General features: G+C 73.2%; 22 protein-coding genes. 9 read left to right on the top strand and 13 right to left on the bottom strand.

Annotated features, from left to right (window positions below):
* Nucleotides 1–21: 21 nt before the first annotated feature.
* Both IE255_RS36415 and IE255_RS36410 read right to left on the bottom strand, forming a co-directional pair.
* Entirely contained in the window at nt 22–228 is a 207-nt protein-coding gene (locus IE255_RS36415; protein ID WP_190054705.1) for a hypothetical protein, read from the bottom strand.
* Between the two features lie 39 nt (nt 229–267).
* Nucleotides 268–1122 carry an LLM class F420-dependent oxidoreductase gene (locus IE255_RS36410; protein ID WP_190054704.1) on the bottom strand — a complete coding sequence of 285 codons (855 nt, stop codon included), beginning with the start codon at nt 1120–1122 and terminating at the stop codon, nt 268–270.
* A gap of 196 nt (nt 1123–1318) precedes the next feature.
* Here IE255_RS36410 and IE255_RS36405 point away from each other — a divergent pair, with 196 nt between their 5' ends.
* Nucleotides 1319–2833 (top strand): CehA/McbA family metallohydrolase, encoded by a 1515-nt coding sequence (locus tag IE255_RS36405; protein ID WP_190054703.1) that lies wholly within the window; start codon nt 1319–1321, stop codon nt 2831–2833.
* 7 nt (nt 2834–2840) lie between these two features.
* Here the strand turns inward: IE255_RS36405 and IE255_RS36400 are convergent, their stop codons facing one another.
* Nucleotides 2841–3677 carry an endonuclease/exonuclease/phosphatase family protein gene (locus IE255_RS36400; RefSeq protein ID WP_190054702.1) on the bottom strand — a complete coding sequence of 279 codons (837 nt, stop codon included), beginning with the start codon at nt 3675–3677 and terminating at the stop codon, nt 2841–2843.
* A 101-nt stretch (nt 3678–3778) separates the two neighbouring features.
* On the opposite strand from IE255_RS36400, the gene IE255_RS36395 reads away from it, so the two are divergent.
* Nucleotides 3779–4171 carry a nitroreductase/quinone reductase family protein gene (locus tag IE255_RS36395; RefSeq protein WP_190054701.1) on the top strand — a complete coding sequence of 131 codons (393 nt, stop codon included), beginning with the start codon at nt 3779–3781 and terminating at the stop codon, nt 4169–4171.
* A gap of 3 nt (nt 4172–4174) precedes the next feature.
* Here the strand turns inward: IE255_RS36395 and IE255_RS36390 are convergent, their stop codons facing one another.
* The 6 genes from IE255_RS36390 to IE255_RS36365 form a co-directional block, all read right to left on the bottom strand.
* Entirely contained in the window at nt 4175–5626 is a 1452-nt protein-coding gene (locus tag IE255_RS36390; RefSeq protein WP_190054700.1) for an aldehyde dehydrogenase family protein, read from the bottom strand.
* Nucleotides 5623–7425 (bottom strand): N-acyl-D-amino-acid deacylase family protein, encoded by a 1803-nt coding sequence (locus tag IE255_RS36385; protein ID WP_268255767.1) that lies wholly within the window; start codon nt 7423–7425, stop codon nt 5623–5625. Before IE255_RS36385 ends, IE255_RS36390 begins: the two co-directional genes overlap by 4 nt.
* A 23-nt stretch (nt 7426–7448) precedes the next feature.
* Nucleotides 7449–8567, bottom strand: a complete 1119-nt coding sequence (locus tag IE255_RS36380) for an LLM class flavin-dependent oxidoreductase (RefSeq protein ID WP_190054698.1) — start codon at nt 8565–8567, stop codon at nt 7449–7451.
* 97 nt (nt 8568–8664) lie between these two features.
* On the bottom strand, nt 8665–9435 hold the full coding sequence (locus tag IE255_RS36375; RefSeq protein WP_190054697.1) for an SDR family NAD(P)-dependent oxidoreductase: 771 nt from the start codon (nt 9433–9435) through the stop codon (nt 8665–8667).
* Nucleotides 9436–9443: 8 nt separating this feature from the next.
* Nucleotides 9444–10346 (bottom strand): LLM class F420-dependent oxidoreductase, encoded by a 903-nt coding sequence (locus IE255_RS36370; protein ID WP_190054696.1) that lies wholly within the window; start codon nt 10344–10346, stop codon nt 9444–9446.
* 14 nt (nt 10347–10360) lie between these two features.
* Nucleotides 10361–11605: an amidohydrolase family protein gene (locus IE255_RS36365; protein ID WP_190054695.1), complete on the bottom strand. Its 1245-nt coding sequence runs from the start codon at nt 11603–11605 to the stop codon at nt 10361–10363.
* A 226-nt stretch (nt 11606–11831) separates the two neighbouring features.
* Between IE255_RS36365 and afsR the strand changes: the two genes are divergently transcribed.
* Both afsR and IE255_RS36355 read left to right on the top strand, forming a co-directional pair.
* Nucleotides 11832–14825 carry an SARP-family global regulator AfsR gene (gene afsR / locus IE255_RS36360; RefSeq protein WP_190054694.1) on the top strand — a complete coding sequence of 998 codons (2994 nt, stop codon included), beginning with the start codon at nt 11832–11834 and terminating at the stop codon, nt 14823–14825.
* Between the two features lie 240 nt (nt 14826–15065).
* Nucleotides 15066–15251 (top strand): hypothetical protein, encoded by a 186-nt coding sequence (locus tag IE255_RS36355; protein WP_190054693.1) that lies wholly within the window; start codon nt 15066–15068, stop codon nt 15249–15251.
* Nucleotides 15252–15375: 124 nt separating this feature from the next.
* Here IE255_RS36355 and IE255_RS40070 read toward each other — a convergent pair whose 3' ends face one another.
* Nucleotides 15376–15504 (bottom strand): hypothetical protein, encoded by a 129-nt coding sequence (locus IE255_RS40070; protein WP_267975502.1) that lies wholly within the window; start codon nt 15502–15504, stop codon nt 15376–15378.
* A gap of 105 nt (nt 15505–15609) precedes the next feature.
* On the opposite strand from IE255_RS40070, the gene IE255_RS36350 reads away from it, so the two are divergent.
* Nucleotides 15610–16533 (top strand): SMP-30/gluconolactonase/LRE family protein, encoded by a 924-nt coding sequence (locus IE255_RS36350; protein ID WP_190054692.1) that lies wholly within the window; start codon nt 15610–15612, stop codon nt 16531–16533.
* Here IE255_RS36350 and IE255_RS36345 read toward each other — a convergent pair.
* Nucleotides 16523–18130: a FadD3 family acyl-CoA ligase gene (locus tag IE255_RS36345; protein ID WP_190054691.1), complete on the bottom strand. Its 1608-nt coding sequence runs from the start codon at nt 18128–18130 to the stop codon at nt 16523–16525. The two genes, IE255_RS36350 and IE255_RS36345, sit on opposite strands and share 11 nt — an antisense overlap.
* 95 nt (nt 18131–18225) lie before the next feature.
* On the opposite strand from IE255_RS36345, the gene IE255_RS36340 reads away from it, so the two are divergent.
* From IE255_RS36340 to IE255_RS36325, 4 genes are read left to right on the top strand one after another with little or no spacing between them, the layout of a single operon-like run.
* Entirely contained in the window at nt 18226–19386 is a 1161-nt protein-coding gene (locus IE255_RS36340; protein WP_190054690.1) for a lipid-transfer protein, read from the top strand.
* Nucleotide 19387: 1 nt separating this feature from the next.
* On the top strand, nt 19388–19801 hold the full coding sequence (locus tag IE255_RS36335; RefSeq protein ID WP_190054689.1) for a Zn-ribbon domain-containing OB-fold protein: 414 nt from the start codon (nt 19388–19390) through the stop codon (nt 19799–19801).
* Nucleotides 19798–20574, top strand: a complete 777-nt coding sequence (locus IE255_RS36330) for an enoyl-CoA hydratase/isomerase family protein (protein WP_190054688.1) — start codon at nt 19798–19800, stop codon at nt 20572–20574. The genes IE255_RS36335 and IE255_RS36330 overlap by 4 nt, the downstream gene beginning before the upstream one ends.
* Nucleotides 20575–20623: 49 nt before the next feature.
* Nucleotides 20624–21574 (top strand): alpha/beta fold hydrolase, encoded by a 951-nt coding sequence (locus IE255_RS36325; RefSeq protein WP_190054766.1) that lies wholly within the window; start codon nt 20624–20626, stop codon nt 21572–21574.
* A gap of 135 nt (nt 21575–21709) precedes the next feature.
* Here IE255_RS36325 and afsK read toward each other — a convergent pair whose 3' ends face one another.
* Nucleotides 21710–24094, bottom strand: a complete 2385-nt coding sequence (gene afsK, locus IE255_RS36320; protein ID WP_190054687.1) for a protein serine/threonine kinase AfsK — start codon at nt 24092–24094, stop codon at nt 21710–21712.
* Nucleotides 24095–24286: 192 nt separating this feature from the next.
* Nucleotides 24287–25009 (bottom strand): AfsK-binding protein KbpA, encoded by a 723-nt coding sequence (kbpA, locus tag IE255_RS36315; protein WP_190054686.1) that lies wholly within the window; start codon nt 25007–25009, stop codon nt 24287–24289.
* Between the last annotated feature and the right edge of the window lie 102 nt (nt 25010–25111).

Here is a 25111-nt window from a genome sequence, read left to right as displayed (position 1 = left end):
GATCAACCGGGCCGAGCCCCGTCAGTGGAAGGCCAGCCATCCGATGCCCAGGGCGGACACGAGACCGCTGAGGACCACGGCGAGGGGCCTGTGGCGATGCAGGGTGATCCAGACCAGCAGGGCGGTCACCAGTACGGCGAGCGTGCCGATCGCGCCGCGCAACAGGCCTTGGCTGTAGCCGTACTCGGCGAAATGCCGCCCGAGCCACGCTAACCAGGCGATCCTCATGACGCTGTGCCGCTCCCCCCATGCGCCCCGACCGGGTTGTCAGGTACCTGGAAGATATCGCGTGAGCCCGTCCAGCACCTTCAGCACCTCCGCCTCCCCTGCCGGCGGCAACTGCGCCACGACCTCCTCGATGCCGAGGTCGGCGTAGTGGGCGAGCTTGCCCGGGGTCGGGTGGACGGCGTACGGGACGACCTGGAGGGCCCGGGGGTCGCGGCCCGCCTCGGTCCAGGCGGTGCGCAGCCGCGGCAGGGACTCGGACAGGCCGCGGCCGCCGATGGGCAGCCAGCCGTCGGCGTACTCGGTGATGTGGGCGAACAGCTTGGGCCCGGCGGCCCCGCCGAGGAGCGTGCGCGGTCCGACGACCGGGCCGCGCGGCCGCTGCACGGGCTTGGGGTACGCGAGGCTCGCCCGGACGCTCCCGAACTCCCCCTCGTACGCGGCCGGTTCCTCCGCCCACAGCGCCCGCATCAGCGCCATCCGGTCCCGGACCAGCTCACGCCGGGTGCGCCACGCCACGCCGTGGTCGGCGGCCTCCTCGACGTTCCAGCCGAAGCCGAGGCCGAGGGTGAAGCGGCCGCCGGAGAGGTGGTCCAGGGTCGCGACCTGCTTGGCCAGGTCGATCGGGTCGTGCTGGGCGACGAGCGTGATGCCCGTGCCGAGACCGAGCCGCTCGGTGACGGCGGCGGCCTGGCCGAGCGCCACGAACGGGTCGAGCGTACGGCCGTACTCGCGCGGCAGCTCGCCGCCCGCCGGGTACGGGGTGGTCCGCTCGACGGGGATGTGCGTGTGCTCGGGCAGGTACAGCCCGGCGAACCCGCGGTCCTCCAGCTCGCGGGCGAGCCGGGTCGGGGTGATCGTCTCGTCGGTGAGGAAGATCGTCACGGCGATGCGCATGGTTCATCTCTACCCGAGGACGACCCCACTGTCCATACCGACCGGTCGGACTCTTATAGGATTCCGGCCTGTTCCGCGGATCCCCGTCGCCGGATTCCCTTCCCTTGCACGCCAGTTCACGGGGGACTACAAGAGTTCCCACGCACCACCCTGCACCGCCCGTGCCACGTCACCGACGACACCTGGGAGCAGCAGCATGTGCGAGGACAACCACGGCGGGCTCGGCCGGCGCGCTCTGTTCGTGACGGGAGCGGCCGCCGCGCTTACGTTGGGAAGCGTGAGCTTCGCTTCAGCGGCAGACGGGGACCGGCAGACCAGAACCGTGCGGGGCACGTTGCCGCCCGGGTCGCCCGACTTCGTGTACGTGCCGGTCGAGGTCCCGGCCGGGGTCCGGGAGATCAAGGTCGCCTACACCTACGACCGACCGTCCGTCCCGGCGGGCACGACCGGCAACGCCCTCGACATCGGCATCTTCGACGAGCGCGGCACCGAACTCGGCGGCCGGGGCTTCCGCGGCTGGTCGGGCGGGGCGCGCACGGAGTTCTTCATCCGCGCGGACGACGCGACGCCCGGCTACCTCCCGGGCCCGGTGCGCGAGGGCACCTGGCACATCGCGCTCGGCCCGTACACGGTCGCCCCGCAGGGCCTGTCGTACGAGATCACGGTCACGCTGACGTACGGCGAGCCGGGCGAGGCCGTCGAGCCCGTGTACCCGCCGGACCGGGCGAAGGGCCGGGGCCGCGCCTGGTACCGGGGGGACTGCCATCTGCACTCCTGGTACTCCGACGGCCGCCGCACCCCCGCCGAGATCGGGGAACTGGCGCGGGCGGCGGGGCTGGACTTCATCAACTCCTCCGAGCACAACACGCACGCGGCGCACGCCCACTGGGCGGACGTGGCCGGGGACGACCTGCTGGTCATGCTGGGCGAGGAGGTCACCACACGGAACGGGCACGTCGTCGCGCTCGGCACCGACCCGGGCACGTTCGTCGACTGGCGCTACCGCGCCCGCGACAACCGCTTCGGCCGGTTCGCCCGGCAGATCCGCCGCGCCGGCGGCCTGGTCGTACCGGCCCATCCGCACGCCACCTGCATCGGCTGCAACTGGAAGTTCGGCTTCGGCGAGGCGGACGCGGTCGAGGTGTGGAACGGCCCCTACACGCCCGACGACGAGGTCGCCCTGGCCGACTGGGACAGCATGCTGGTGGCGTCCGTGCGGGACGGGCGCGACTGGATCCCGGCGATGGGCAGCAGCGACGCGCACCGCTCCCCGGACCCGGTGGGCAGCCCCCAGACCGTCGTCCTGGCCGACGACCTGACCCGCCGGGCGATCCAGGAGGGCATCCGGTCGGGACGGTCGTACATCGCCGAGTCCGCCAGGGTCGCACTGTCCTTCCGGGCGTCCGGCGGACGCGGCGAGCACGCGGGCATCGGCGAACGGCTCGACGTCGCCCGCGACACCCCGGTCACCGTCCGCCTGGAGGTCACCGGCGCCCCGCGCTGCACGGTCCGTTTCGTCACCGACCAGGGCGTGCTGCACACCAGCGCCCCGCTGCCGGTGTCCGGCTCGGGCACCGTCGAGTGGCGGACGACGCCGTCGTACGCGGCGTACGTACGGGCGGAGGTCCGGCACGAGGCGGCGGCGGGGCCGGTACCGGGACCGCTCGCGGCGTTCACGAACCCGATCTTCCTGGGGCGCCGCGCGCGGTGAGGTGACCTCAGGCCCGGGCGGGGCCGGGCCCGTCCGCCAGGTCGGCCACGACCGCCGCGTGGTCGGAGGGCCAGACGCCGTCGACCGGGCCGGCGCAGGCGCGGTGGACGGAGCGGACGTGGCCGAGGCCGTCGGGGCCGGGCGGGCCCACGTGGATGTAGTCGATGCGCACGCTGGGCTCGTGGGTCGGCGCCACGTACGGGTTGGCGGCGTCCCAGGTGGCGGAGGGGGCGGCCGGGTCGGCGTACTCCCAGGCGTCCAGGAGCACTTGGCCGGGGGCGGCGGGGGCGGTCTTGTAGCCGCCGAGGAGGCGGACCTCGTCGGAGTCGGGCCAGGCGTTGAGGTCGCCGGTGACGACCGGCGGGAACGGGGTGCCGCCCCGGTGCCGGGCGACGAACCCGGCGAGCGCGGTGGCCTGGCCGCAGCGGACCGCCGAGGCGTCCGGGGCGGAGGCGAAGTGGGCGGTGAAGAAGGGGACGTCGTGGCCGGGGCCGGCCAGGCGGGCGTAGAGGGCCAGCCGGCCGTCGTCCGTGTCCGCCGGGGCGGGCAGCGGCAGCACGTCCTGGTCGACGACCGGCCACCTGCTGAGCACGGCGTTGCCTATGTCGACCGTGGGGTCGTCGATCCGCCGCCGCCAGCGCTCCGGGGCGTGCGAGGCGGCCCAGGCGCAGTGCAGACCCAGCTCACCGGCGAGCCACTCGGCGAGGTTCTCGCCGTCGGCGGCCCACACCTCCTGGAGGCCGACGACGTCGGGGCGCAGCTCCCGCAGGGCCGTGAGGATCGCCTTCTGCCGGGCCTGCCACGGGCCGAAGCGCCACCACAGGTTCCAGGTCACTATCCGCATCACCGGCCACCCGCTCCCGTCCCGCCGCCTCAGGGATCATCATTGAAGCAGGAACCATTGCAGAAACCGTGAGAGCTTCGTGTGAAGGAGTCCCGCAGACGATGTCCCGCCTCACCGACCTGAGGTTCCGCGCCACGACGGCCTTCCAGCGCCGCGTCAACCCGCTCCTGCGGCGCCTGCCGCTCCAGACGGTCCTGGAGACCCGGGGACGGGTCTCCGGGCTGCCCCGTCAGACGCCGGTGGGCGGCCGCCGCGTCGGCGGCTCCTTCTGGCTGGTGTCGGAGTTCGGCGAACGGTCCCAGTACGTGCGCAACATCAAGGCCGATCCGCGGGTACGGGTGCGGATCCGGGGGCGGTGGCACGAGGGCACCGCGCATCTCGTGCCGGACGACGACCCGGTGGCGCGACTGCGGCGGCTGCCCCGGGTCAACGGCCTGGGGGTGCGGGCGTTCGGGACGGATCTGCTGACGGTGCGGGTGGACCTGGCGGACTGAGGGTCACCCCGGCCACACGATCGCCTGCACCTCGCTGTACGCGTGCAGCGCGTACGAGCCGACGTCCCGGCCGACCCCGCTCTGCTTGAAGCCGCCGAAGGGGGCCTCCATGTTGCGGCCCACGGTGTTGATGCCGACGCCGCCGGCCCGGAGCCGCCGTGCCACCCGGAAGGCGCGGGCGACGTCGCCGGACCAGACGTAGTCGATCAGGCCGTAGTCGGTGTCGTTGGCGAGCGCGAGGCCCTCCTCCTCGTCCTCGAAGGGGATGACGACCACCACCGGCCCGAAGATCTCCTCGCGGGCCACGCGCATGTCGTTGGTGCAGTCGGCGAGGAGGGTGGGGGCGACGTAGAAGCCGGTCGGCAGGTCCGGGCGCTCGCCGCCCGCCACCACCGCCGCGCCTTCCTTCCGGCCCAGTTCGACGTACGACTCCACCCGGTCCCGGTGCGCCGCCGAGATCACCGGGCCGACCACCGTGTCCGGTTCCCGCGGGTCACCGACCTTCAACCGGCCCGCGTAGGCGGCCAGTTGTTCGACCAGCCGGTCGTGGATTCCGCGCTGCGCCAGCACCCGTGTGGGTGCCGTGCAGATCTGCCCGCTGTAGAAGGAGAAGGTGGTGCCGATCCCGGCCACGGCCGAGCCGAGGTCGGCGTCGTCGAAGACGACCGCCGCGCCCTTCCCGCCCAGCTCCATCAACTGGCGTTTCATGCCGCGCCCGCACACCTCGGCGATGCGCTGCCCGACCGCGGTGGAGCCGGTGAAGCTGACCATGTCGACGTCCGGCGCCGCGACGGCCGCCTCGCCGACCCCGGCCGACCGGCCGGACACCACGTTCACCACGCCCGGCGGCACACCCGCCGCCTGAAGCGCCTCCGCCATCCGGTAGACCGACAGCGGGTCCTGCGGCGCCGGCTTCACCACCACCGTGTTGCCCATCGCCAGGGCGGGGGCGATCTTGCCGGCCGGGTTGGCCCAGGGGTTGTTGTACGAGGTGACGCAGGTGACGACCCCGACGGGCTGCCGGACGGCCAGGGCGCCCAGCACGCCCGCCCTCCCCATGGGCCCGGCCTCGTTGATCTGCGGCGGGATCGCCCACTCGGCGGGCTCCACGCGCGCGTAGCGCCGGAAGCGGGCGGCGGCGACACCGACCTGCATGGCCCTCGCGGTGGCCGTGGTCGCCCCGGTCTCGGCCCGGGCCAGCTCCGCGTACGCCGCCAGGTTCTCCCGGATGATGCCCGCGGCCCGGCCCAGTATCGCCGCCCGCTCCTCGGGGGCCGTGCGCGACCACGGCCCGAAGGCCTCGCGGGCCGCGGCGCACGCCGCGAGCACCTGATCCCGCGAGGCCTCCGGCGCCCACCCGACGGTCTGCTCCGTCGCCGGGTCGACCACCTCGTAGTGCCCGCCGTCCGGCTCCGTCCAGGAGCCGCCGACGAACAGCGCCTGCCCTGTCGTCACCTGGTGCTCACCGTCTCCGTGTCCCGCCCCGAGCGCAGCACCCGGCCCGGCACGGCACCGGTCACCACGTCGTCCCGGATCGCCTCGACCCCGTTGACCCACACGGCCTTCACGCCGAGCGCCCGGGAGTCCAGCCGCGGGCTGTCCCCCGGCAGGTCGTGCACCAGGGTGGCCGGGCCCGCGTCGATCCGCTCCGGGTCGAACAGGACGAGGTCGGCATGCCAGCCCTCCCGGACCTGCCCCCGCTCCCGCAGCCCGAAGAGCCGGGCCGGATCGTCGGTCAGCATCTTCACGGCCTGCTCCAGACCGACCAGTTTCCGGCCGCGCAGACAGTCCCCGAGAAACCGGGTGGTGTACGGCGCCCCGCACATCCGGTCCAGGTGCGCGCCCGCGTCGGACCCGCCGAGCAGCACGTCCTCGTGCTGCCAGGTCTCCGCCCGCAGCGCCCAGGACGCCGGGTCGTTGTCGGGCGGCATCGGCCACAGCACCGTACGCAGCTCGTCGTTGGCGCAGATGTCCACCAGGCACGCGAACGGCTCCTGGCCGCGCTCCTCGGCGATGTCCCGCACCACGCGGCCGGTCAGCCCGGCGTTCGCCTCGCTGTAGGTGTCCCCGATGACGTACCGCCCGAAGTTCGCGAGCCGCCGGAAGACGCCGGCCTCCTTGGAGTTCGCCCGCGTCAGCATCTCGGCCCGGACGTCCGGGTCCCGCAGCTTCTCGATCCGCTCGGGCACGGGCAGCCCGAGGATCGGCCCCCACCCGGGGATGAGGTTCAGCGCGCAGAAGGTGCCCAGCGACATGTTCATGGGCGTGAGGATCGGCATGGTGAGGGCGACGACCCTGCCGCCCGCCTTCCGCGCCTGCTCGCTCGCGAGGAGCTGCCGGGGCACCCGCTCGGGCACCGCCGCGTCGATGGTCAGCACGTTCCAGTTCAGCGGCCGGCCCGCCGCCGCGCTCATCTCCACGAACAGGTCGATCTCCGCGTCGCTGAACTGGTCGAGACAGCCCGCGACGATCGCCTCGATCTGCGTGCCCTCGTGCTCCCCGACGGCCCGCGACAGCGCGAGCAGCTCGGCCGGCTGGGCATGCCGGGACGCCACGGGCCTGCCGTCCCCGTCGGAGTGGCTGGTCGACTGGGTGGTGGACAGCCCCCAGGCCCCGGCGTCCATGGCCTCCCGCAGCAACCGCACCATGGCGGCGAGCTGCTCCTGACTCGGCTGCCCGCCCACGGCCTCCGGCCCCATCACATACCGCCGCAGCGCGCAGTGCCCCACCATGAACCCGGCGTTGACCGCGATCCGCCCCTCCAGGGCGTCCAGATACTCCCCGAAGGAATGCCAGTTCCAGGGCGCCCCCTCCTCCAACGCCACCAGCGCCATCCCCTCGACCTTGGACATCATCCGCCGCGTGTAGTCGGCGTCCTCGGGACGGTCGGGATGCAGCGGCGCCAGCGTGAATCCGCAGTTCCCACCGGCGACGGTGGTGACCCCGTGGTTGAGCGAGGGCGTGGCGTACGGATCCCAGAAGAGCTGGGCGTCGTAGTGGGTGTGCGGGTCGACGAACCCGGGGGTGAGGACTAGCCCGCGGGCGTCCTCACTGGTACGCGCCGGTTCGTCGATCTGCCCGACAGCGGCAATGCGACCGTCACGTATGCCGACATCGGCGGTGCGGGCGGGCGCACCTGTTCCGTCCACGAGTGACGCGCCCTTGATGACGTGATCGAGCACGGTGCTTACCTCCTGATGTGCGGTGGGACGTGCTACCCAGGGGCGCGGGGAACTGCGCGAACAACCCCCCACACACCCGCACTCGCCAACGAAGCTCAGACCCCCTGCCGGAACCGCGAAGTCCGATGCACAGGATCCGTATCGATCTTCGGAATCACGTACTCCCCGACCAGCCGAATCGTCTGCAACGTCTCCTCCTTCGGCACCCCCACCGGCAACCCGAAACTCAACTGATCCGCCCCGGCCCGCTCCCACCGCTCGCACTGCCGCAGCACCTCATCGGGATCCCCGCAGATCAGCAGCTCCTCCTCGATGAGCACCTCCACGAACTCCTCCGTGTACTCCGGCAGCGTCTCCGGCCACACCGGAAACCCCTCGGGCCGAGGAAACGTGTCGTGGTACCGGAACACCAGCGAGGGCAGATAGTGCAGCCCCCCGCTCGCCGCGATCCGCACCGCCTCCTCGTGCGTCGGCGCGCAGATCGCCGTCGTCGTCACCATCACGTTGTCGTTGACGAAGTCCCCGACCGGCTCCGCGTCCACGATCGCCGTCTTGTACTGCTCCAGCACCCACTCCATGTCGGAGACCTTCTGCACGCTGAAGCCGAGCACCCCGAGCCCCTTCCGCGCGGCCATGGCGTACGACGGGGGCGACCCGGCCGCGTACCACATGGCCGGGTGCGCCGGACCGTACGGCTTCGGCAGGACCTTCCGCGGCGGCAGCGACCAGTGCTTGCCCTGGAAGCCCTGGTACTCGTCCTGGAGCCACATCTTGGGGAACTCGGCGATGGTCTCTTCCCAGATCTCCTTGGTGTGGTTCATGTCGGTCACCCCCGGCATGAAGCCCAGGATCTCGTGCGACCCGGCCCCCCGCCCGCTGCCGAACTCGAACCGCCCCTCGCTGAGATGGTCGAGCATGGCCACCTTCTCGGCGACCTTCACGGGGTGGTTGACCGGGGCGAGCGGGTTGAAGATCCCCGAGCCCAGATGGATCCGCTCGGTGGCGTGGGCCAGGTACCCGAGGAAGACGTCGTTGGCGGACAGGTGCGAGTACTCGTCCAGGAAGTGGTGCTCGGAGGCCCAGGCGTACTTGAAGCCCGACCTGTCCGCCTGGATGACGTACTCGGTCTCCTCCATCAGCGCCTTGTGCTCGGCGAGCGGGTCGGTCTCGGCCCGTTTGCCGACGTATCCCTGTACGAAGATGCCGAATTCCAAGGAGGTTCACCGCCCCACGGTCGCATCTGACGCTGCGTCAGATTTATGGCTCCGACTGTTCCACCGGCCCTCATGAGCGTCAATAGCTGATGAGGCGTCAGATCACGCTGACGCCCGCCAGCCACCCCCCGTCGATCACGAACGGCTGCCCCGTGATGTACGACGAGTCCTCCGACGTCAGGAACAGCGCGAGCCTCGCCACCTCCTCCGGCTGCCCGACCCGCCCCAGCGGCACGAGCTTGCGGTACAGCCGGTCCAGGCCCTTCGCGGCCTCCTCCGGATCGGCGTCCGGGTCGAGCCGGGACGGGTTGGACATCGCCGTGTCGATGGCCCCGGGGCAGACGGCGTTCACGCGTATCCCCCGCCCGGCCAGCTCCAGCGCGGCGACCCGGGTCAGCCCGAGCACGGCGTGCTTGGTCGCCGCGTAGGCGCCCACCGCCGCCATCCCGGTCAGGCCGGTGTACGAGGAGGTGTTGACGATCGTCCCGCCGTCGGCCATCTCCGGGGCGACCGCGCGGATGCCCAGGAAGCAGCCCACCTGGTTGATCTGGACGACCCGCATGAACTCGTCAAGGGGCGTGTCGAGCAGGGAGTTGAAGCGCAGGATGCCGGCGTTGTTGACGAGCCCGTCGACATGGCCGTAGGCGTCCTTCGCGGCGGCGACAGCGCTCTGCCAGTCGTCCTCCCGGCCGACGTCGAGATGGACGTACCGCGCGCCGATCTCCTTCGCGAGGGCCTCGCCCTGGTCGTCCAGGACGTCGGCGACGACCACCCGGGCGCCCTCGGCCGCGAACAGCCGGGCCTCCTGCTCGCCCTGGCCGCGTGCGGCGCCGGTGACGATCACGACCCGTCCGTCGAGCTTGCCCATGGCTCTCCTCACAGCTGAGGGGCGACCTCGGCGCCGAACGCCGCGATCTGATCGGTGAGTTCGGTGCGGCTCCGGCTGCGGAAGCGCACCTGGATCTGGTGCACGCCCATCCCCCGGTAGGCCCGCAGCGACTCGGCGAGCTCCCGGGGCCGGCCGGTGAGGGTCCGGCGGCCCACGTCCCAGCCGGGGGAGCCGACGTACAGGGGCTCGGTGATGGCGCCCACGGTGAACGCGCCCCGCACACCGGCCTGCTCGCGCAGCTCCCGGATCCGTGCGATCTGCGCGGGCAGCCGGTCCCTCGGATCCCCCTGCGGCAGCCAGCCGTCGCCCTTGAGGGCGGCCCGTCGTACGGCGGCGGGCGAGGAGCCGCCGACCCACAGGGGGACGCGGTCCTGCGCCGGGCGGGGGCGCTGCCCGAGCCCCTCGAAGTCGTACAGCTTGCCGTGGTGCTCGGGGAACTCGTCGGGTCCGAGGGCGGCGCGCAGGGCGTCGAGGCATTCGTCGAGCACGGGCCCGCGCTGCCGGAAGTCCACGCCCAGGGCTTCGAACTCCTCCTGGACGTGCCCGGCGCCGACCCCGAGGACCAGCCGGCCGCCGCTGAGATGGTCGAGGGTGGCGTACTGCTTGGCGGTGAGCAGGGGGTGCCGCAGCCCGACGACCGCGACGTGGCTGAGCAGCCGGACGCGTGCGGTGGCGGCGGCGAGGAAGGAGAGGGTGGCGACGGGGTCGTACCAGACCGTGCTCATCGCGGCGGCCAGCCGGCGCGGGATGCCGACGTGGTCGCAGCTCGCCAGGTAGGCGAAGCCGGCCCGGTCGGCGGCGCGGGCGATCTCCAGGAGGTCCTCCGGGCCCGCTGCCGCCTCCCAGGGCTCGGCGTAGATCGTGCTCTGCGACTGGACGGGAAGCTGCATCCCGTACAGCAGGCTCACCGCGCACCGCCGCCGCCCGGCCACAGCCCCTCGTCCGTCAGCCCGAGCAGCTCGATCGCGTTGCCCCGCACGATCCGTTCCACGACGTCCGGCTCCAGGTGCCCCATCTGCGCCTCGCCGACCTCGCGGGACTTGGGCCAGGTGCTGTCGGAGTGGGGGTAGTCGGTCTCGTAGAGGACGTTGCCGACGCCTATGGAGTCGAGGTTGCGCAGACCGAAGGCGTCGTCGAAGAAGCAGCCGTAGACGTGCTCGGCGAAGAGCTCCGACGGCGGCCGGTGCACCTTGTCGGCGACGCCGCCCCAGCCCCGGTTCTCCTCCCACACCACGTCGGCCCGCTCCAGGATGTAGGGGATCCAGCCGATCTGCCCCTCGGCGTACATCACCTTGAGGTTGGGGAACTGCTCGAACTTGCCGCTCATCAGCCAGTCGACCATCGAGAAGCAGCAGTTGGCGTAGGTGATGGTGGAGCCGACGGCGGGCGGGGCGTCGGCGGAGGTGGAGGGCATCCGGCTGGAGGAGCCGATGTGCATGGCGACGACCGTGCCGGTCTCGTCGCACGCGGCGAGGAAGGGGTCCCAGTCGTCGGTGTGGACGGAGGGGAGTCCGAGGTAGGGCGGTATCTCGGAGAAGGCGACGGCGCGGACGCCGCGTGCGGCGTTGCGCCGGACCTCCGCCGCCGCCAGCTCGGCGTCCCACAGGGGGATGAGGGTGAGCGGGATGAGCCGGCCCCGCGCGTCGGGGCCGCACCACTCCTCCACCATCCAGTCGTTGTAGGCGCGCACGCAGAGCAGGCCGAGGTCGTGGTCCTTCGCCTCGGTGAAGGTCTGGCCGCAGAAGCGCGGGAAGGTCGGGAAGCACAGGGCGGACTGGACGTGGTTGACGTCCATGTCGGCGAGCCGTGCGGTGACGTCGTAGGACCCGGGCCGCATCTGCTCGTAGGTGATCACCTCCAGCCGGATCTCGTCCCTGTCGTACCCGACGGCGGTGTCGAGGCGGGTGAGGGGCCGGCGGAGTTCCTCGTAGACCCACCAGTCGCCGACGGGACCGTCGTCGCCGGGGCCGCCCATGACCGGCTTGAAGCGCCCGCCGAGGAAGGTCATCTCCTTCACGGGCGCACGGACGATCCGGGGTCCGGCGCCCCGGTACTTCTCCGGAAGCCGGTCCTGCCAGACGGTCGCGGGCTCCACCGTGTGGTCGTCCACGGAGATGATCAGCGGAAACGTGCTCTCGTGGGTGTCCATGGCGCTCACGGTAGCGCCGATCTGACGGATCGTCAGCTATGTGCGCCTGGGCCGGTTCCGGCCGCGATGGCCTGATCCGCTCGGCCTGACCGGGTCCATGCGGAGAGAGTGTGCAGACCTCGTGGACTCCCGTGCGCCGGCCCGTGATCGGTATCCCCCACGGCTGACGTATCCGCCGTGCACAAGGCAAACTGGCCTGGTTGCTCAGGATGCCTAGGGGGACTGCATGGACGGTGTACCGGACGGTGTGCCGCGCGTACCGGAGCAGCGGCGTACCGGCTCACCGGCGGAGTCGCCGGAGCCGGCGAGGTCGGCGGAGTCCGTGCCGCTGCGCTTCGGCGTGCTCGGGCCGGTGCGCGCCTGGCGCGGTGACGAGCCGATCACCACCGGTTCCCCCCAGCAACGCGCCCTGCTCGCCGCCCTGCTGCTGCGCGAGGGCCGTACGGCGACGGCGGCGGAGCTGATCGACGCCCTGTGGGGCGAGGAACCGCCCTCGCAGGCCCTGGCGGCGCTGCGGACCTACGCCTCCCGGCTGCGCAAGGTGCTGGACCCGGGCGTCCTGGTCAGCGAGTCCGGCGGGTACGCGGTCCGCGGCCTCGCCGAGGGCGCCCTGGACCTGGCCGTCGCCCAGGACCTGGCGACCGAGGCGGAGAAGGCCCGGTCGGCCGGCGACCTCTGCCACGCCCGCGCCACACTGCGGCGCGCCCTCGCCCTCTGGGACGGGGAGACCCTGGCGGGCGTGCCGGGCCCGTACGTGGAGGCACAGCGCGTCCGCCTGGAGGAATGGCGGCTCCAGCTCATCGAGTCCCGCCTGGACATGGACCTGGAGCAGGGCTGCCACGCCGAGGCCGTCTCCGAACTCACCGCCCTCACCGCGGCCCACCCGCTCCGCGAGCGGCTGCGCGAGCTGCTGATGCTGGCGCTCTACCGCAGCGGCCGCCAGGCCGAGGCCCTGGCGGTCTACGCCGACACCCGCCGCCTGCTCGCCGACGAACTGGGCGTGGACCCGCGCCCCGGCCTGAGCGAGCTCCAGCAGCGGATCCTCCAGGCGGACCCGAGCCTGGCCGAGCCCTCCTCCCCGGCCCCCGAGCCCGCCTCCGTCCCGGTCCGCCCGGCGCAGCTGCCGGCGACCGTGCCGGACTTCACCGGCCGCTCCGGCTTCGTCCGCGAACTCGGCGACCTCCTGGCCTCCGCCGAGGGCCGGGTCATGGCGGTCTCGGCCCTGGCGGGCATCGGCGGCGTGGGCAAGACGACCCTCGCCGTGCACGTCGCCCACCAGGCGCGCGCGGCGTTCCCGGACGGGCAGCTGTACGTCGACCTCCAGGGCGCGGGCGCCCGGGCGGCCGAACCGGAGGCCGTCCTCGGCTCGTTCCTGCGCGCGCTCGGCACCGCCGACTCGGCGATCCCCGACTCCCTGGAGGACCGCGCGGCGCTGTACCGCTCGGTGCTGGCCGGCCGCCGCGTCCTGGTCCTGCTGGACAACGCCCGGGACGCCGCCCATGTGCGCCCCCTGCTGCCCGGCACGGACGGCTGCGCCGCGCTGGTCACCTCCCGGGTGCGGATGGTGGACCTGGCGGGTGCCCACCTGATCGACCTGGACGTGATGTCCCCGGACGAGGCGCTGGCGCTGTTCACGAAGATCGTGGGCGAGGAACGGGTGGCGTCCGAGCGGGAGGCCGCCCTGGACGTGGTCGCGGCCTGCGGCTTCCTGCCGCTGGCCATCCGCATCGCGGCGTCCCGCCTGGCCGCTCGCCGCACCTGGACGGTGTCGGTCCTCGCGGCGAAGCTCGCCGACGAACGCCGCCGCCTGGACGAGCTCCAGGCCGGCGACCTCGCGGTCAAGGCCACCTTCGAGCTGGGCTACGGCCAGCTGGAGCCCGCCCAGGCCCGCGCGTTCCGGCTGCTGGGCCTGGCGGACGGCCCGGACATCTCCCTGCCCGCCGCGGCGGCGGTCCTGGACCTGCCCGTGGAGGCCACGGAGGACCTCCTGGAGTCCCTCGTCGACACCTCGCTCCTGGAGTCGGCGGCCCCCGGCCGCTACCGCTTCCACGATCTGGTGCGGCTCTACGCGCGTGCCTGCGCCGAACGGGACGAGCTGCCGCCGAGCGAACGGGGGGCGGCGCTGTCCCGGCTGCTGGACTTCTACCTGGCGTCGGCGGCGGCCGTGTACGCGATCAAGCGGCCCGGCGACCGGCTCGTGGACCACCTCGAACCCGCCGCGTACCCGGGGCTGCGGTTCGAGAGCCGGCACGCGGCGCAGGACTGGCTGTACGCGGAGGCCCTGTGCGTCCTCGCCTGCGTACGGCAGTCCGCGCAGCGGCCGGAGACGCTCGGCCGGGCGATCGACCTGCTGTGGGCCGCGCACGACCTCTCCGAGTCGGGGGCCAACTCCCGGGAGTACGAGGCGACGGCCGAGGCGCTCCTGGAGGCGGCCCGGGCGCGGGACAGCGTGCGGGCGGAGGCCCGGGCGCTGACGACGGTCGTCATCGTCCACCACATGAGCGGCCGCTTCGAACGGGCCGACCAGGAAGCCGAACGGGCCATCCTCCTCGCCCAGGAGGCCGACGACCTGCTCCCCGTCTGCTGGGCCCGCAACGCGCGCGGCATCATCGCCCTGTACCAGAACCGGCACGAGGACGGCGAGGAGCACCTCTCCCGGGCCATCGAGCACTTCCGGGCCCTGGGCGACCGCCCCGGCGAGGCCGCCGCGCTGTGCAACCTGTCCCGGATCCGCCTCGCGACCGGGCGGACCCAGAGCGCGGTCGCGCTGGCCCAGGAGGGCATCGACATCTACGACGCCATGGGCAACTCCATGCGCGGGGCGAACGCCCGTTACGCCCTCGGCCTCGCCCTCACCCAGAGCGGCGACCTGGGCACCGCGGCCGGGCGGCTCCAGGAGGCGCTGGAGGTGTTCCGCGACAGCAGGCAGCGCCTGTGGGAAGGCATGAGCCTGTTCCGGCTGGCCGAGGTGGACCTCGCCGCCCGGCGTCCCGCCCAGGCCGCCGCCAACGCCGAGATGGCGCTCACCGTGCTCCGCGGCATCGGCGGGGAGTGGCGGCGCGGCAACGTCCTCACCGTCCTCGGCCGGGCGCTCAGCGCCATCGGGCAGCCCGGCCGGGCCCAGGTGTGCTGGCAGGAGGCGGCCGGGATCTACGAGGAGCTGGGCTCGCCGGAGGCCGCCGAGGTGCGCGCGCTGCTGTCCCCGGTGCGGGCGGCCTGAGGGTTCCGGGGTCCTTCTGACGGGCCCCGGCCGAGGCGTTCATCATTCGTTTATCGCGCCGCGCGATGCTCGTCCCAGTCGATCCGTCGCGTCGGGGGGCAGACGGGTCACCGCACGGGGCCCCGCACCTGAACAACCAGGGTGAGCGGCCCAGGTGGGCCCGTCCGGTAGCCCTCGGGGGAGCGACCGGGCGGGCCCGCCGACCTCACTGCCTGATCCATGCCAAGGGGAGAGACGATCATGGGTGACGAGCTCAAGCCGCAGGACCTGCACGCGACCGGCACGACGGACGGCGAGGCCTCGACGGAGGACCTGCACGCCACGGAAGAGGGCGCCGCCACCACCCAGGACCTGCACGCCACCGGCGAGCCGCTGGAGACCAAGGACCTGCACGCCACGTCGGAGCCGTTCAAGCCGACGAAGTAAGCCATCTCCACACGGGGTTCGGCCGCGGCGGCGCGGAGGGGGAGCCGTCGCGGCCGAGGCGTGTCCGCGGGCGGGTGTGCCTTCCGCTACAGCCGAGGCGTGTCCGCGAGCAGGTGGCCTTCCGCTACAGCGGAACGACCCGCACGCCCGGCCCGCAGAGCTTTCCCATGTCGTCCTCGTCGGACGTGAACAGCACCACGCCCCCGGGCTGCCGGCCCGCGATCACGGCCAGGGCAGCGTCGATCGCGTTCACCTACCGAGGTCGGAGGACCTCGGCCCGATGGCGTGCGCTGCCGCTCCGGGCGCGCGATAGTGGGTCCGGAACGATCACAGTCGGCCCGACCCAGAAGGCGGCCCCATGCCCGGCGAGCAGCCCCAGACGTACGAGACCCTCGACGAGCGGTTCCGGACGGGCCGGTGCCAGGCGGGGGACTCGGCGCTGGAGACCCTCTTCGAGGGGTGCCGGTGGGCCGAGGGGCCCGTGTACGTCCCCGCCGGGCGGTATCTGGTGTGGAGCGACATCCCCAACGACCGGCTGCTGCGCTGGGACGAGACGACCGGGGCGGTCGGCGTCTTCCGCTCGCCCGCCGGGTTCCCGAACGGCAACACCCTGGACGGGCAGGGGCGTCTGGTCACCTGTGAGCAGGGAAACCGGCGGGTGACGCGGACCGAGCACGACGGGTCGGTCACGGTGATCGCCGAGCGGTTCGAGGGGAAGCGGCTCAACAGCCCGAACGACGCCGTCGTGCGGTCGGACGGGTCGGTCTGGTTCTCCGACCCCGAGTTCGGGATCGCCACCGACTACGAGGGGCACCGCGGGGAGAGCGAGATCGGCGCCCGGAACGTCTACCGGGTGGACCCGGCCGACGGGCGGGTGCGGCTGGTGGCCGACGGCTTCGAGGGGCCCAACGGCCTGGTCTTCTCCCCCGACGAGAGCCGGCTGTACGTCTCCGACAGTCTCGCCAACCACATCCGCGTCTTCGACGTCCGCGACGACGGCACGCTCGGCGGCGGCGAGGTCTTCGCGGAGTGCGCGAACGGGAACTTCGACAACATCCGGTTCGACGACGCGGGCCGCCTCTGGGCCGCCGCCCTGCACGGCGGCGTGCACTGCTACGACCCCGACGGCACCCTCCTCGGCCGCGTCCTGGTCCCCGGCACCGTCGCCAACGTCCGGTTCGGCGGCGCCCGCCGCAACCGCATGTTCATCGCCGCCGACACCACCCTCTACTCACTGATGATGTCGGTGACCGGGACCCCGGCCCTGCCGGTCAGCCGGTGACCCTCTCCCGCAGCGCCCCCTTGACGACCTTCCCGCTCGCGTTCCGCGGCAGTTGCGCCACGAACTCCACCGTGCGCGGGACCTTGTAGTTCGCCATCTCCCGGCGCGACCAGGCGATCAGGTCGTCGGCGGTGACCAGCGCCCCGGGGCGTCGTACGACGTACGCCCGGCCGACCTCGCCCAGCCGGGCGTCCGGTACGCCGATCACCGCCACGTCCGCCACGTCCGGGTGGAGGCCGAGGAGCTGCTCTATCTCGGCGGGGTAGGCGTTGAAGCCGCCGACGATGAACATGTCCTTGAGGCGGTCGGTGATGCGCAGGTTGCCCGCGGGGTCCAGGACGCCGACGTCGCCCGTGCGCAGCCAGCCGTCCGCCGACAGCACCTCGGCGGTGGCCGCCTCGTCCTCGTAGTAGCCGGTCATGACGTTGAAGCCGCGGACCAGCACCTCGCCCGGCGCCCCGGGCCCCAGGGCCCGCCCCTGGGCGTCGACGACCCTCACCTCCGTGCCGGGGATCGCCCGGCCCGACGTCGAGGCGATCACCGCCGGGTCGTCGCCGCGCCGGCACATCGTGACGACGCCGCCCGCTTCGGAGAGGCCGTAGGCCGTCAGGACCGTGCCGATGCCGAGTTCGGTGCGCAGGCGTTCCACCAGACGCAGCGGCACCACCGCCGCTCCCGTCACCACCAGGCGGAGCGCCGAGAGGTCGTGGGCGTCCCGGGCCGGGTGGTCCAGGAGGGACTGGAGGAGGGTCGGGGGGCCGGGGAGGACGGAGACGCGTTCCGCCGCGATGTTGGCCAGGACCGTGCTCACGTTGAACACCGGCTGAGGGATCATCGTCGCGCCCCGCATCAGACAGGCGAGCACCCCGGCCTTGTAACCGAAGGTGTGGAAGAAGGGGTTGACGATCAGGTAGCGGTCGCCCCGGGCCAGGCCCGCCAGCTCGCCCCAGATGTCGTAGGCCTTGAGCGTCTGCGCGTGGGTGATGACCGCGCCCTTGGGGCTGCCCGTCGTGCCCGAGGTGAAGATGATGTCCGAGGGGTGGGTGCCGTCGACGGCAGCGGCTCGGTGGCGGACCTCCGCCGGATCCCTCCCCTCCCCGCTCGCCAGGAAGTCCTTCCAGGTCAGGAAGTCGGCCGGGGCGTCCTCCGCGAGGACCACCACGTGCTCCAGGGCCGGCAGGCCGGGCAGCGGGCCGTCGCCCGGGCCCTCCCCCGCCGCCCTGCGCAGCGAGGCCACGTACGAGGTGCCGAGGAACGTGCCCGTCACGAACAGCAGCCGGGCCCCGCTGCGGCGCAGGACGTCCGCCGCCTCCGTGCCCTTGAAGCGGGTGTTGAGCGGGACCAGGACGCCGCCCGCCGACACCGCTCCGAGTGCCGAGACGATCCAGTCGAGCGTGTTCGGCGCCCAGACGGCGACCCGGTCGCCCGGCCCGAGCCCGGTCGCCAGGCAGGCCGCCGCCGCGCGGTCCACGCGTGCGCCCAGTTCCGCGTAGGTGATCCGGGTACGGCCCTCGACGACCGCCTCGACGTCCGCGTAGCGCTCGGCCGCCGCCCGCACCAGGCCCGGAACGCTTCCCCACTCCGCATCCGCTCGCACAGCAGGCCTCCCCAGACCTAGGAGCTGACTGACCGTCAGATTAGCGGTAATCTGACGATCTGTCAGCGACCGCTCGGGCCGGAGGTGCGCGCAGCATGGCAGCAGGATCGGCAGGCCTCAAGGACGCCACCGCCATCGTCGGCATCGGCCAGACCCCCTTCGCCAGGCGGCTCCCCGAGGACGAGCGGACCCTCGCCTGCCGTGCCGTCCTGGCCGCCCTCGACGACGCCGGGATCGCGCCCGGCGAGGTCGACGCACTCGCCTCCTACACCATGGAGGAGACCGACGAGGTGGAGCTGGCGAAGGCCTGCGGCTTCGGCGACCTCACGTTCTTCAGCAAGGTCGGCTTCGGGGGCGGGGGTTCGTGCGCGACCGTCGCCCATCTCGCCGGTGCGATCGCCAGTGGGCAGGCGAGCGTCGGGGTCGCCTGGCGGTCCCGCAAGCGGGGCAGCGGGCCGCGGCCGTGGACGAACACCGCGGTCCAGCTCCCGACCCCGGCCCAGTGGACCCGGCCGTACGGGCTGCTCAGGCCCGTCGACGAGATCGCCATGCTCGCCCGCCGCTATATGCACGAGTACGGCGCCACCCGCGACCACCTGTTCAACGTCGCCCTGGCCTGCCGCAACCGCGCCAACCAGAACCCCGCCGCGATCATGTACGACCGCCCCCTGACCCGCGAGATGTACATGACGTCCCGCTGGATCAGCGAGCCGCTCTGCCTCTTCGACAACTGCCTGGAGACCGACGGGGCGCTGGCCTGCGTGGTCGTGTCCGGCGAGCGGGCCCGGGACTGCCGGCGCAGGCCCGTCTACGTCCACTCCGCCGCCCAGTCGCTGCCCGCCCAGCACCACGGGATGGTCAACTACTGGAACGACGACCCCCTCACCGGCCCGGCCTGGACCGCCGCCCGGCACCTGTGGAAGCACGCCGACCTGACCCCCGAGGACGTGGACGTCGCCCAGATCTACGACGCCTTCACGCCCCTGGTCCTGCTCTCCCTGGAGGGCTACGGCTTCTGCGGGCGCGGCGAGGGCGGGGCGTTCACCGAGGGCGGCGCGCTGGAGATCGGCGGGCTGCTGCCCGTGAACACCGGCGGGGGCGGGCTGTCCGAGGCGTACGTGCACGGCTTCAACCTCGTCACCGAAGGGGTGAAGCAGCTGCGCGGCACCAGCACCGCGCAGGTGCCGGGCGCCGCCACCTGCCTCGTCACCGCGGGCGAAGGGGTGCCGACCTCCGCCCTGCTCCTGAGGAGTTGAGATGCTGCGACCCGTCACCGACCCGGACGGCGCCCCCTTCTGGACGTACGCGGAACAGGGTGAGCTGCGCGTCCAGGCCTGCGCCGACTGCGGCGAACTCCGCTTCCCGCCCCGCCCCTGCTGCCCGCACTGCCAGTCGTTCGAGGCGGACTGGCGCCGGATGTCCGGCCAGGGCCGCGTCTGGTCCTACGTGGTCGCCCATCCGCCGCTGCTGCCCGACTACGCCGCGCTGGCGCCCTACAACGTGGTCGTCGTCGAGCTGGACGAGGCGCCGCGCATCCGGCTCGTCGGGAATCTGGTCGCGGAGCCGGGCGCGGCGATCGACTCCGTGCCCGCCGACCGCCTCAGGATCGGCGCCCGGGTGCGGGTCGTCTTCGACGACGGCCTCGCCCGGTGGGTCCTGGAGCGGCCATGAGCAGCGTGCTCGTCAGCGCCGACAAGGACAGCGGGGTCGCCGTCGTCACCCTGAACCGGCCCGAGCGGCTCAACGCCATCGACCTCGCCATGGCCGACGAACTCGCCGCCGTCTGGCGCGAGTTGCGGTTCGACGACTCCGTGCGGGCGGTCGTCCTCACCGGGGCCGGGGAGCGCGCCTTCTGCACGGGCATCGACCGGGACGCCGTCGTGCCGCAGCCCAACTCGCCGTACGCGCAGGACGATCCGCTGCTCCGGGTCGGGCCGAAGGCGAACGACCTGTGGAAGCCGGTCGTGGCCGCCGTGCGCGGGATGGCCTGCGGCGGCGCCTTCTACCTGCTCGGCGAGGCGGAGTTCGTCGTCGCCGACACCACCGCCTCCTTCTTCGACCCGCACACCACCTACGGCATGGTCAGCGCCTACGAGTCCGTCCTCATGGCGCAGCGCATGCCGTACGGGGAGGTCGCGCGGATGGCGCTGCTGGGGACGGCGGAGCGGATCTCGGCGCGGCGGGCGTACGAGGTGGGGCTCGTGTCGGAACTGGTGGCGGAGGGCGAGGTGGTGGCGGCGGCGACCGCCTGTGCCGCGATCATCGCCGGGTATCCGACGGAGGCGGTGCAGGGGACGGTGCGAGCCCTGTGGGCCGCGAGCGAGGCGGGGCGCGCCCAGGGGATCGCGCAGGCGCCGCATCTCATCGCGCTCGGCAACGCCCGGGGTCAGGAGCAGGCCCGGCGGTTCGCGGGGCGGCGGCGCGAGTACCGGTTGCGCGGGTAAGAACCGTTGCCCCGTACACGCGTATGCTCGACGGGTGGTTGAGCATCGAATGATCGACGTGAACGGCATACAACTGCACATCGCGGAGCAGGGCGAGGGCCCGCTCGTGGTGCTGCTCCACGGTTTCCCGGAGTCCTGGCACTCCTGGCGGCACCAGTTCGGTCCGCTGGCCGAGGCCGGTTTCCGGGTGGTCGCGCCGGACCAGCGCGGGTACGGCGGCAGCGATCACCCCGAGGACGTGGCGGCGTACAGCATCCTCCACCTGGTGGGGGACGTGGTCGGGCTGATCCACGCGCTGGGCGAGGAGCGGGCGTTCGTCGTCGGGCACGACTGGGGGGCGCCGGTGGCCTGGAACACCGCGCTGCTGCGGCCGGACGTGGTGCGCGGGGTGGCGGGGCTGAGCGTGCCGCCGCCGTTCCGGGGCGGGCAGCCGCCGCTCGCGGCCATGCGGGAGCGGTTCGGCGGGCGCTTCTACTGGAACTACTTCGAGCAGCCCGGCGTCGCGGAAGCCGAGTTCACCGCCGACACCCGCACCACCCTGCGCAAGCTGCTGTACTCCGCCTCGGGTGACGCCCCGGGCGCCGGGCGTCCCGAGCAGGCGCTGGTCGACCTGGAGCGCGGCTGGCTCGCGGACGCGCCGGACCCCGAGGTGCTGCCCGAGTGGCTCACCGAGGAGGACCTCGACGTCCTCACCGAGAGCTTCGCGCCGGGCTTCACCGGCGCGCTCAACTGGTACCGCAACCTGGACCGCAACTGGGAGCTGACCGCCCCCTGGCAGGGCGCGGTGGTGTCCACGCCCGCGTTGTACGTCTACGGCGACCGGGACCTCGTCCCCGCGTTCCCGGGTACGCCCGAACTGATCGAGAGGCTCCCGGAGTTGATGCCGAGCCTGCGCCGCAAGCCGCTCGTGCTGCCGGGCTGCGGCCACTGGACGCAGCAGGAGCGGCCCGCCGAGGTGAACGCGGCGCTGATCGACTTCCTGACGGAGCTGCGGGACTGACGTACGGCCGCCCTGGCGACCGGCGCGTACCCGGCGTAGCGTCTTGGGTGAGAGCGGTGAACGGGCCGCTCCCCCATGCGGCGGCCGCCGTCCGGAGCCCCTTCCGTACGCCGTGCGACGGCCGTCCCGCGCGCGTCAGGCCGTGCGCGCCGTGCCCGTGCCCTTCTCCGCGTCCAGCGCGTACACGCAGCGGTCCTTGCTGCACGCGTACACCACTCCGTCCCGGACGACCGGGGAGCCGGTGATCTCGCCGCCGGTGGCGAGCTTCCAGCGCAGCCGGCCGTCGTCGGCCTTCAGGGTGTAGAGCAGGTGGTCGGTGGAGCCGAAGTGGATCCGGCCCTCGGCCACCGAGGGGGCGCCCACGATGTCGCCGCCCGCCTGGAAGCGCCACTTGGGCGTGCCGGTGACCGCGTCGAGGGTGTAGAGGCCCTTGCCGCTGCCCACGTGGACGTGGCCGGCGGCGACCAGGACGGGCTCGACGGAGGCGCGGGACTCGGTGGCGATGCGCCAGCGGTCGCGGCCGTCGGTGGCGTCGAGGGCGTAGACCGTGCCGAGGTAGTCGGCCAGGTAGATGCCGCCGCCGGTGACGGCCGGGCCCGGGACGAAGGTGGGCGGGGAGAGGAAGACGGCCGGGGCCTCGAAGTGCCACTTCACGTGCCCGGCGGCCACGTCGAGGGCGAGGACGCGGGTGCCGGCGCAGACGTACACGTACCCGTCGGTCGCCGGGGCGATCCGGACCGGGACGCCGCCGCAGGAGGCCGCGTCGCCGATCGGGTACGACCAGCGCTCGTCGCCGGTGCGGGCGTCCAGGGCGCGCAGCCGGGAGTCCTGCCAGACGTAGACCGTGCCGTCGTGCAGGGCGGGTCCGGCCTCCGGCGACTCGAAGTCGGCCTGGCAGCCGGTGATCTCCCAGAGCTTCTGGCCGTTGGACGCCTCCCAGCCCTGGACGCCGCCGCCCCGGGTGCCGGTGACGACGGTGCCGCGGCCGGCCTTGAGCGAGTAGACCCAGGCGTCCGTCTGCAGGCGCCACAGGTCGGCGCCCTCGCGGGCGTCCAGGGCGAACAGCGTGGGCCCGTCGGAGGCGTGGATACGGCCGTCCGCGACGGCCATGGACCAGGCGACGTCCCGGGTCTTGAAGCGGCGGCGGCCGGTGGCCACGTCCAGGGCGTGCACCTCGAAGGAGGTGACGTAGACGAGGTCGTCGGCGACGGCGGGGGTGCCCCAGACGTCGTTGGACATGCGGAAGCGCCAGGGGCGCCAGCCGCCGGCCTGCTCCGGCGGCGCGGCCGGGGCCGGGGCCGGGGGCGCGGCGACGGCCGGGCCCACGACGGGGTCGGCGCCGTTGACGCCGGGGCGGGGCTTGGACCAGGAGGCGGCGAGGGCGGCCTCCGGAGGGGGCGCCTTGACGGCGGCGGCACGGACGTCGGCCACGCGCGGGCCCGGGCCGATCGGCACCTGGGCGCCGGCCAGCCGGACGGGGCCGGTGTCGGGGCCGCCGACCGGCGCGGGCACGGGCGCCGGGACGACGGGGTCGTGCGAGGGCGGGGGCGGGATGGGCGCGGGGCCTGGGGCGGGGCGTCCGCCGCCGCTGCGGCCGGCGCCGGAGGCGGGCTTGCCGGCGGGGCGGCCGTTGCGGCGGGACTCGATCAGGCCGACGGCCCGCTCGGGCAGCCAGGCGGAGGCCGTGCCGCTGTCGTCGGAGCCGGAGCCGAAGAGGTGGGGGGCGAGCTGGGCCTGGAGGTCGGCCGGGTTGGGCCGGGCCGTCGGGTCCATCTGCATACAGGACTCGATGAGCGGACGCAGCTCGTCCGGGAGTCCTTCGAGGTCAGGGCCCTCACGCAGCAGCATGAAGACCGTCTCGACCGGGTTGGCGCCGTGGAAGGGCGGGTGTCCGGTGGCGGCGAAGACCAGCATGGAGCCGAGGGAGAAGACGTCACTCGCGCCGGTGACGCTGCGGGAGTCCTTGGCCTGCTCGGGGGACATGTAGGCGGGCGTGCCGACGGCGACGTTCGTCATCGTCAAACGCGTGTTCGACACGCCCGAGGCGATACCGAAGTCGATCACCCGCGGGCCGTCCTCCACGACGAGGACGTTCGACGGCTTGAGGTCGCGGTGCACCAGCCCGGCGCCGTGGATGGACTGGAGCGCCTCGGCCACGCCCGCCGCCAGCCAGCGCACCGCCTGGGCCGGGAGCGGACCGCACTCGTTCACTATCTCTTCGAGCGAGGGCGCGGGGACGTACGCGGTGGCCAGCCACGGCACGGCGGCGCGCGGGTCGGCGTCCACGACCGCGGCCGTGTAGAAGCCGGAGACGGCGCGGGCCGCCTCCACCTCACGCGTGAAGCGGACCCGGAACAGCTGGTCCTCGGCCAGCTCCGTCCGGACGGTCTTGATCGCCACGCGCCGGCCGGACGCCGAACGCGCGAGATAGACCAGCCCCATGCCGCCGGCACCCAGCCGTCCCAGCACCTCGAACGGCCCGATCCGCCGCGGATCGTGCTGCGTCAGCTGATCCACCACTCTGCCTGCCACCTCCCCGTACGAGCCGCGCCAAGCCACATGTTCCACGCGACCCCGTGCAGCGTCTCACCACCGCACCGCCATGGCGGCACGCACCCCGATTCTTCCTGGCCGGAGCCCTGGTTGCGAACCCGGTGACCATTGGGGTGTCTCGGCACATACAGGTGCAAAGCATGACCATATGGTGCCTGCTCAGCGGTGCAGCAGCGCGAAGGACGCCCCCTGATTGTCGGTGACGACGGCGACCGTGCCGTACGAGGTCCGGAACGGCGGGGCCTGGATCCGGCCGCCGAGCCGGGTGACGTCCTCCAGCGCGGCCGGTACGTCCTCGACGGCGAAATGGACGAGGAAGTGGGGCGGCATCTCGGCCGGGAAGACGTCGGAGACCGGGGCGCGGCCGAAATCAGGCTTCGCCCCGGGGCCGAACAGGGCCTCCTCGAAGAGATCGCCGTAGAAGGCATTGGCCGCCTCGGTGTCCCGGGCGTACAGCTCGGCCCAGGCGAAGGTGCCCGGCTCGTGCCGCCTGCCGAAGCCGGGGTGCTCGCCCGGCTGCCACAGGGCGAAGACGGCCCCCTCCGGGTCGGTGACGAGCGCGGTGACGCCCAGCTCGCCGGCCGGCACCGGCGAGGAGACGACCTGCCCGCCCGCCTCCCGGATCCGCCGGGCCAGGGCCGGGGCGTCCGGGGTGGCGAAGTACACCGTCCACACGGTGGGCAGCCGGCCGTCCATCTTGCGGACCAGCGCGGCCACGGGTTCGCCGTCCTTCAGCGCCCGCACGAAGGGGCCGAACCAGTCCTCGAAGGTCCACCCGAAAAGTTCACCGTAGAACCGCTTGCCGGCCTCCACGTCGGGAAGCTGCGCGTCCACCCAGCAGGGGACGCCCTCTGCGTACACCGATGCCCTGTTTTCGGCCATGCCGACAACGTAACCGCGACGGCGGCAGCCCGCAGACCAGGCACACCAGCCTCCGTACTCCCTCACACCCCATTTGCAGTCGGCCGAATCGCGCCCCGATCA

Origin of the sequence: Streptomyces lomondensis (assembly GCF_014651035.1) — a bacterium.
Classification (GTDB): Bacteria; Actinomycetota; Actinomycetes; order Streptomycetales; family Streptomycetaceae; genus Streptomyces; species Streptomyces lomondensis.
The sequence above is the reverse complement of the archived record's forward strand: the minus strand, read 5'-3'. Positions and strand labels throughout refer to the sequence as shown.

Bases quoted from the DNA above. Each gene is read 5' to 3' on its own strand.
- IE255_RS36415 (WP_190054705.1), bottom strand. From the start codon at position 228: ATGAGGATCGCCTGGTTAGCGTGGCTCGGGCGGCATTTCGCCGAGTAC.
- IE255_RS36410 (WP_190054704.1), bottom strand. From the start codon at position 1,122: ATGCGCATCGCCGTGACGATCTTCCTCACCGACGAGACGATCACCCCG.
- IE255_RS36405 (WP_190054703.1), top strand. From the start codon at position 1,319: ATGTGCGAGGACAACCACGGCGGGCTCGGCCGGCGCGCTCTGTTCGTG.
- IE255_RS36400 (WP_190054702.1), bottom strand. From the start codon at position 3,677: ATGCGGATAGTGACCTGGAACCTGTGGTGGCGCTTCGGCCCGTGGCAG.
- IE255_RS36395 (WP_190054701.1), top strand. From the start codon at position 3,779: ATGTCCCGCCTCACCGACCTGAGGTTCCGCGCCACGACGGCCTTCCAG.
- IE255_RS36375 (WP_190054697.1), bottom strand. From the start codon at position 9,435: ATGGGCAAGCTCGACGGACGGGTCGTGATCGTCACCGGCGCCGCACGC.
- IE255_RS36370 (WP_190054696.1), bottom strand. From the start codon at position 10,346: ATGCAGCTTCCCGTCCAGTCGCAGAGCACGATCTACGCCGAGCCCTGG.
- IE255_RS36365 (WP_190054695.1), bottom strand. From the start codon at position 11,605: ATGGACACCCACGAGAGCACGTTTCCGCTGATCATCTCCGTGGACGAC.
- afsR (WP_190054694.1), top strand. From the start codon at position 11,832: ATGGACGGTGTACCGGACGGTGTGCCGCGCGTACCGGAGCAGCGGCGT.
- IE255_RS36355 (WP_190054693.1), top strand. From the start codon at position 15,066: ATGGGTGACGAGCTCAAGCCGCAGGACCTGCACGCGACCGGCACGACG.
- IE255_RS36350 (WP_190054692.1), top strand. From the start codon at position 15,610: ATGCCCGGCGAGCAGCCCCAGACGTACGAGACCCTCGACGAGCGGTTC.
- IE255_RS36340 (WP_190054690.1), top strand. From the start codon at position 18,226: ATGGCAGCAGGATCGGCAGGCCTCAAGGACGCCACCGCCATCGTCGGC.
- IE255_RS36335 (WP_190054689.1), top strand. From the start codon at position 19,388: ATGCTGCGACCCGTCACCGACCCGGACGGCGCCCCCTTCTGGACGTAC.
- IE255_RS36330 (WP_190054688.1), top strand. From the start codon at position 19,798: ATGAGCAGCGTGCTCGTCAGCGCCGACAAGGACAGCGGGGTCGCCGTC.
- IE255_RS36325 (WP_190054766.1), top strand. From the start codon at position 20,624: ATGATCGACGTGAACGGCATACAACTGCACATCGCGGAGCAGGGCGAG.
- kbpA (WP_190054686.1), bottom strand. From the start codon at position 25,009: ATGGCCGAAAACAGGGCATCGGTGTACGCAGAGGGCGTCCCCTGCTGG.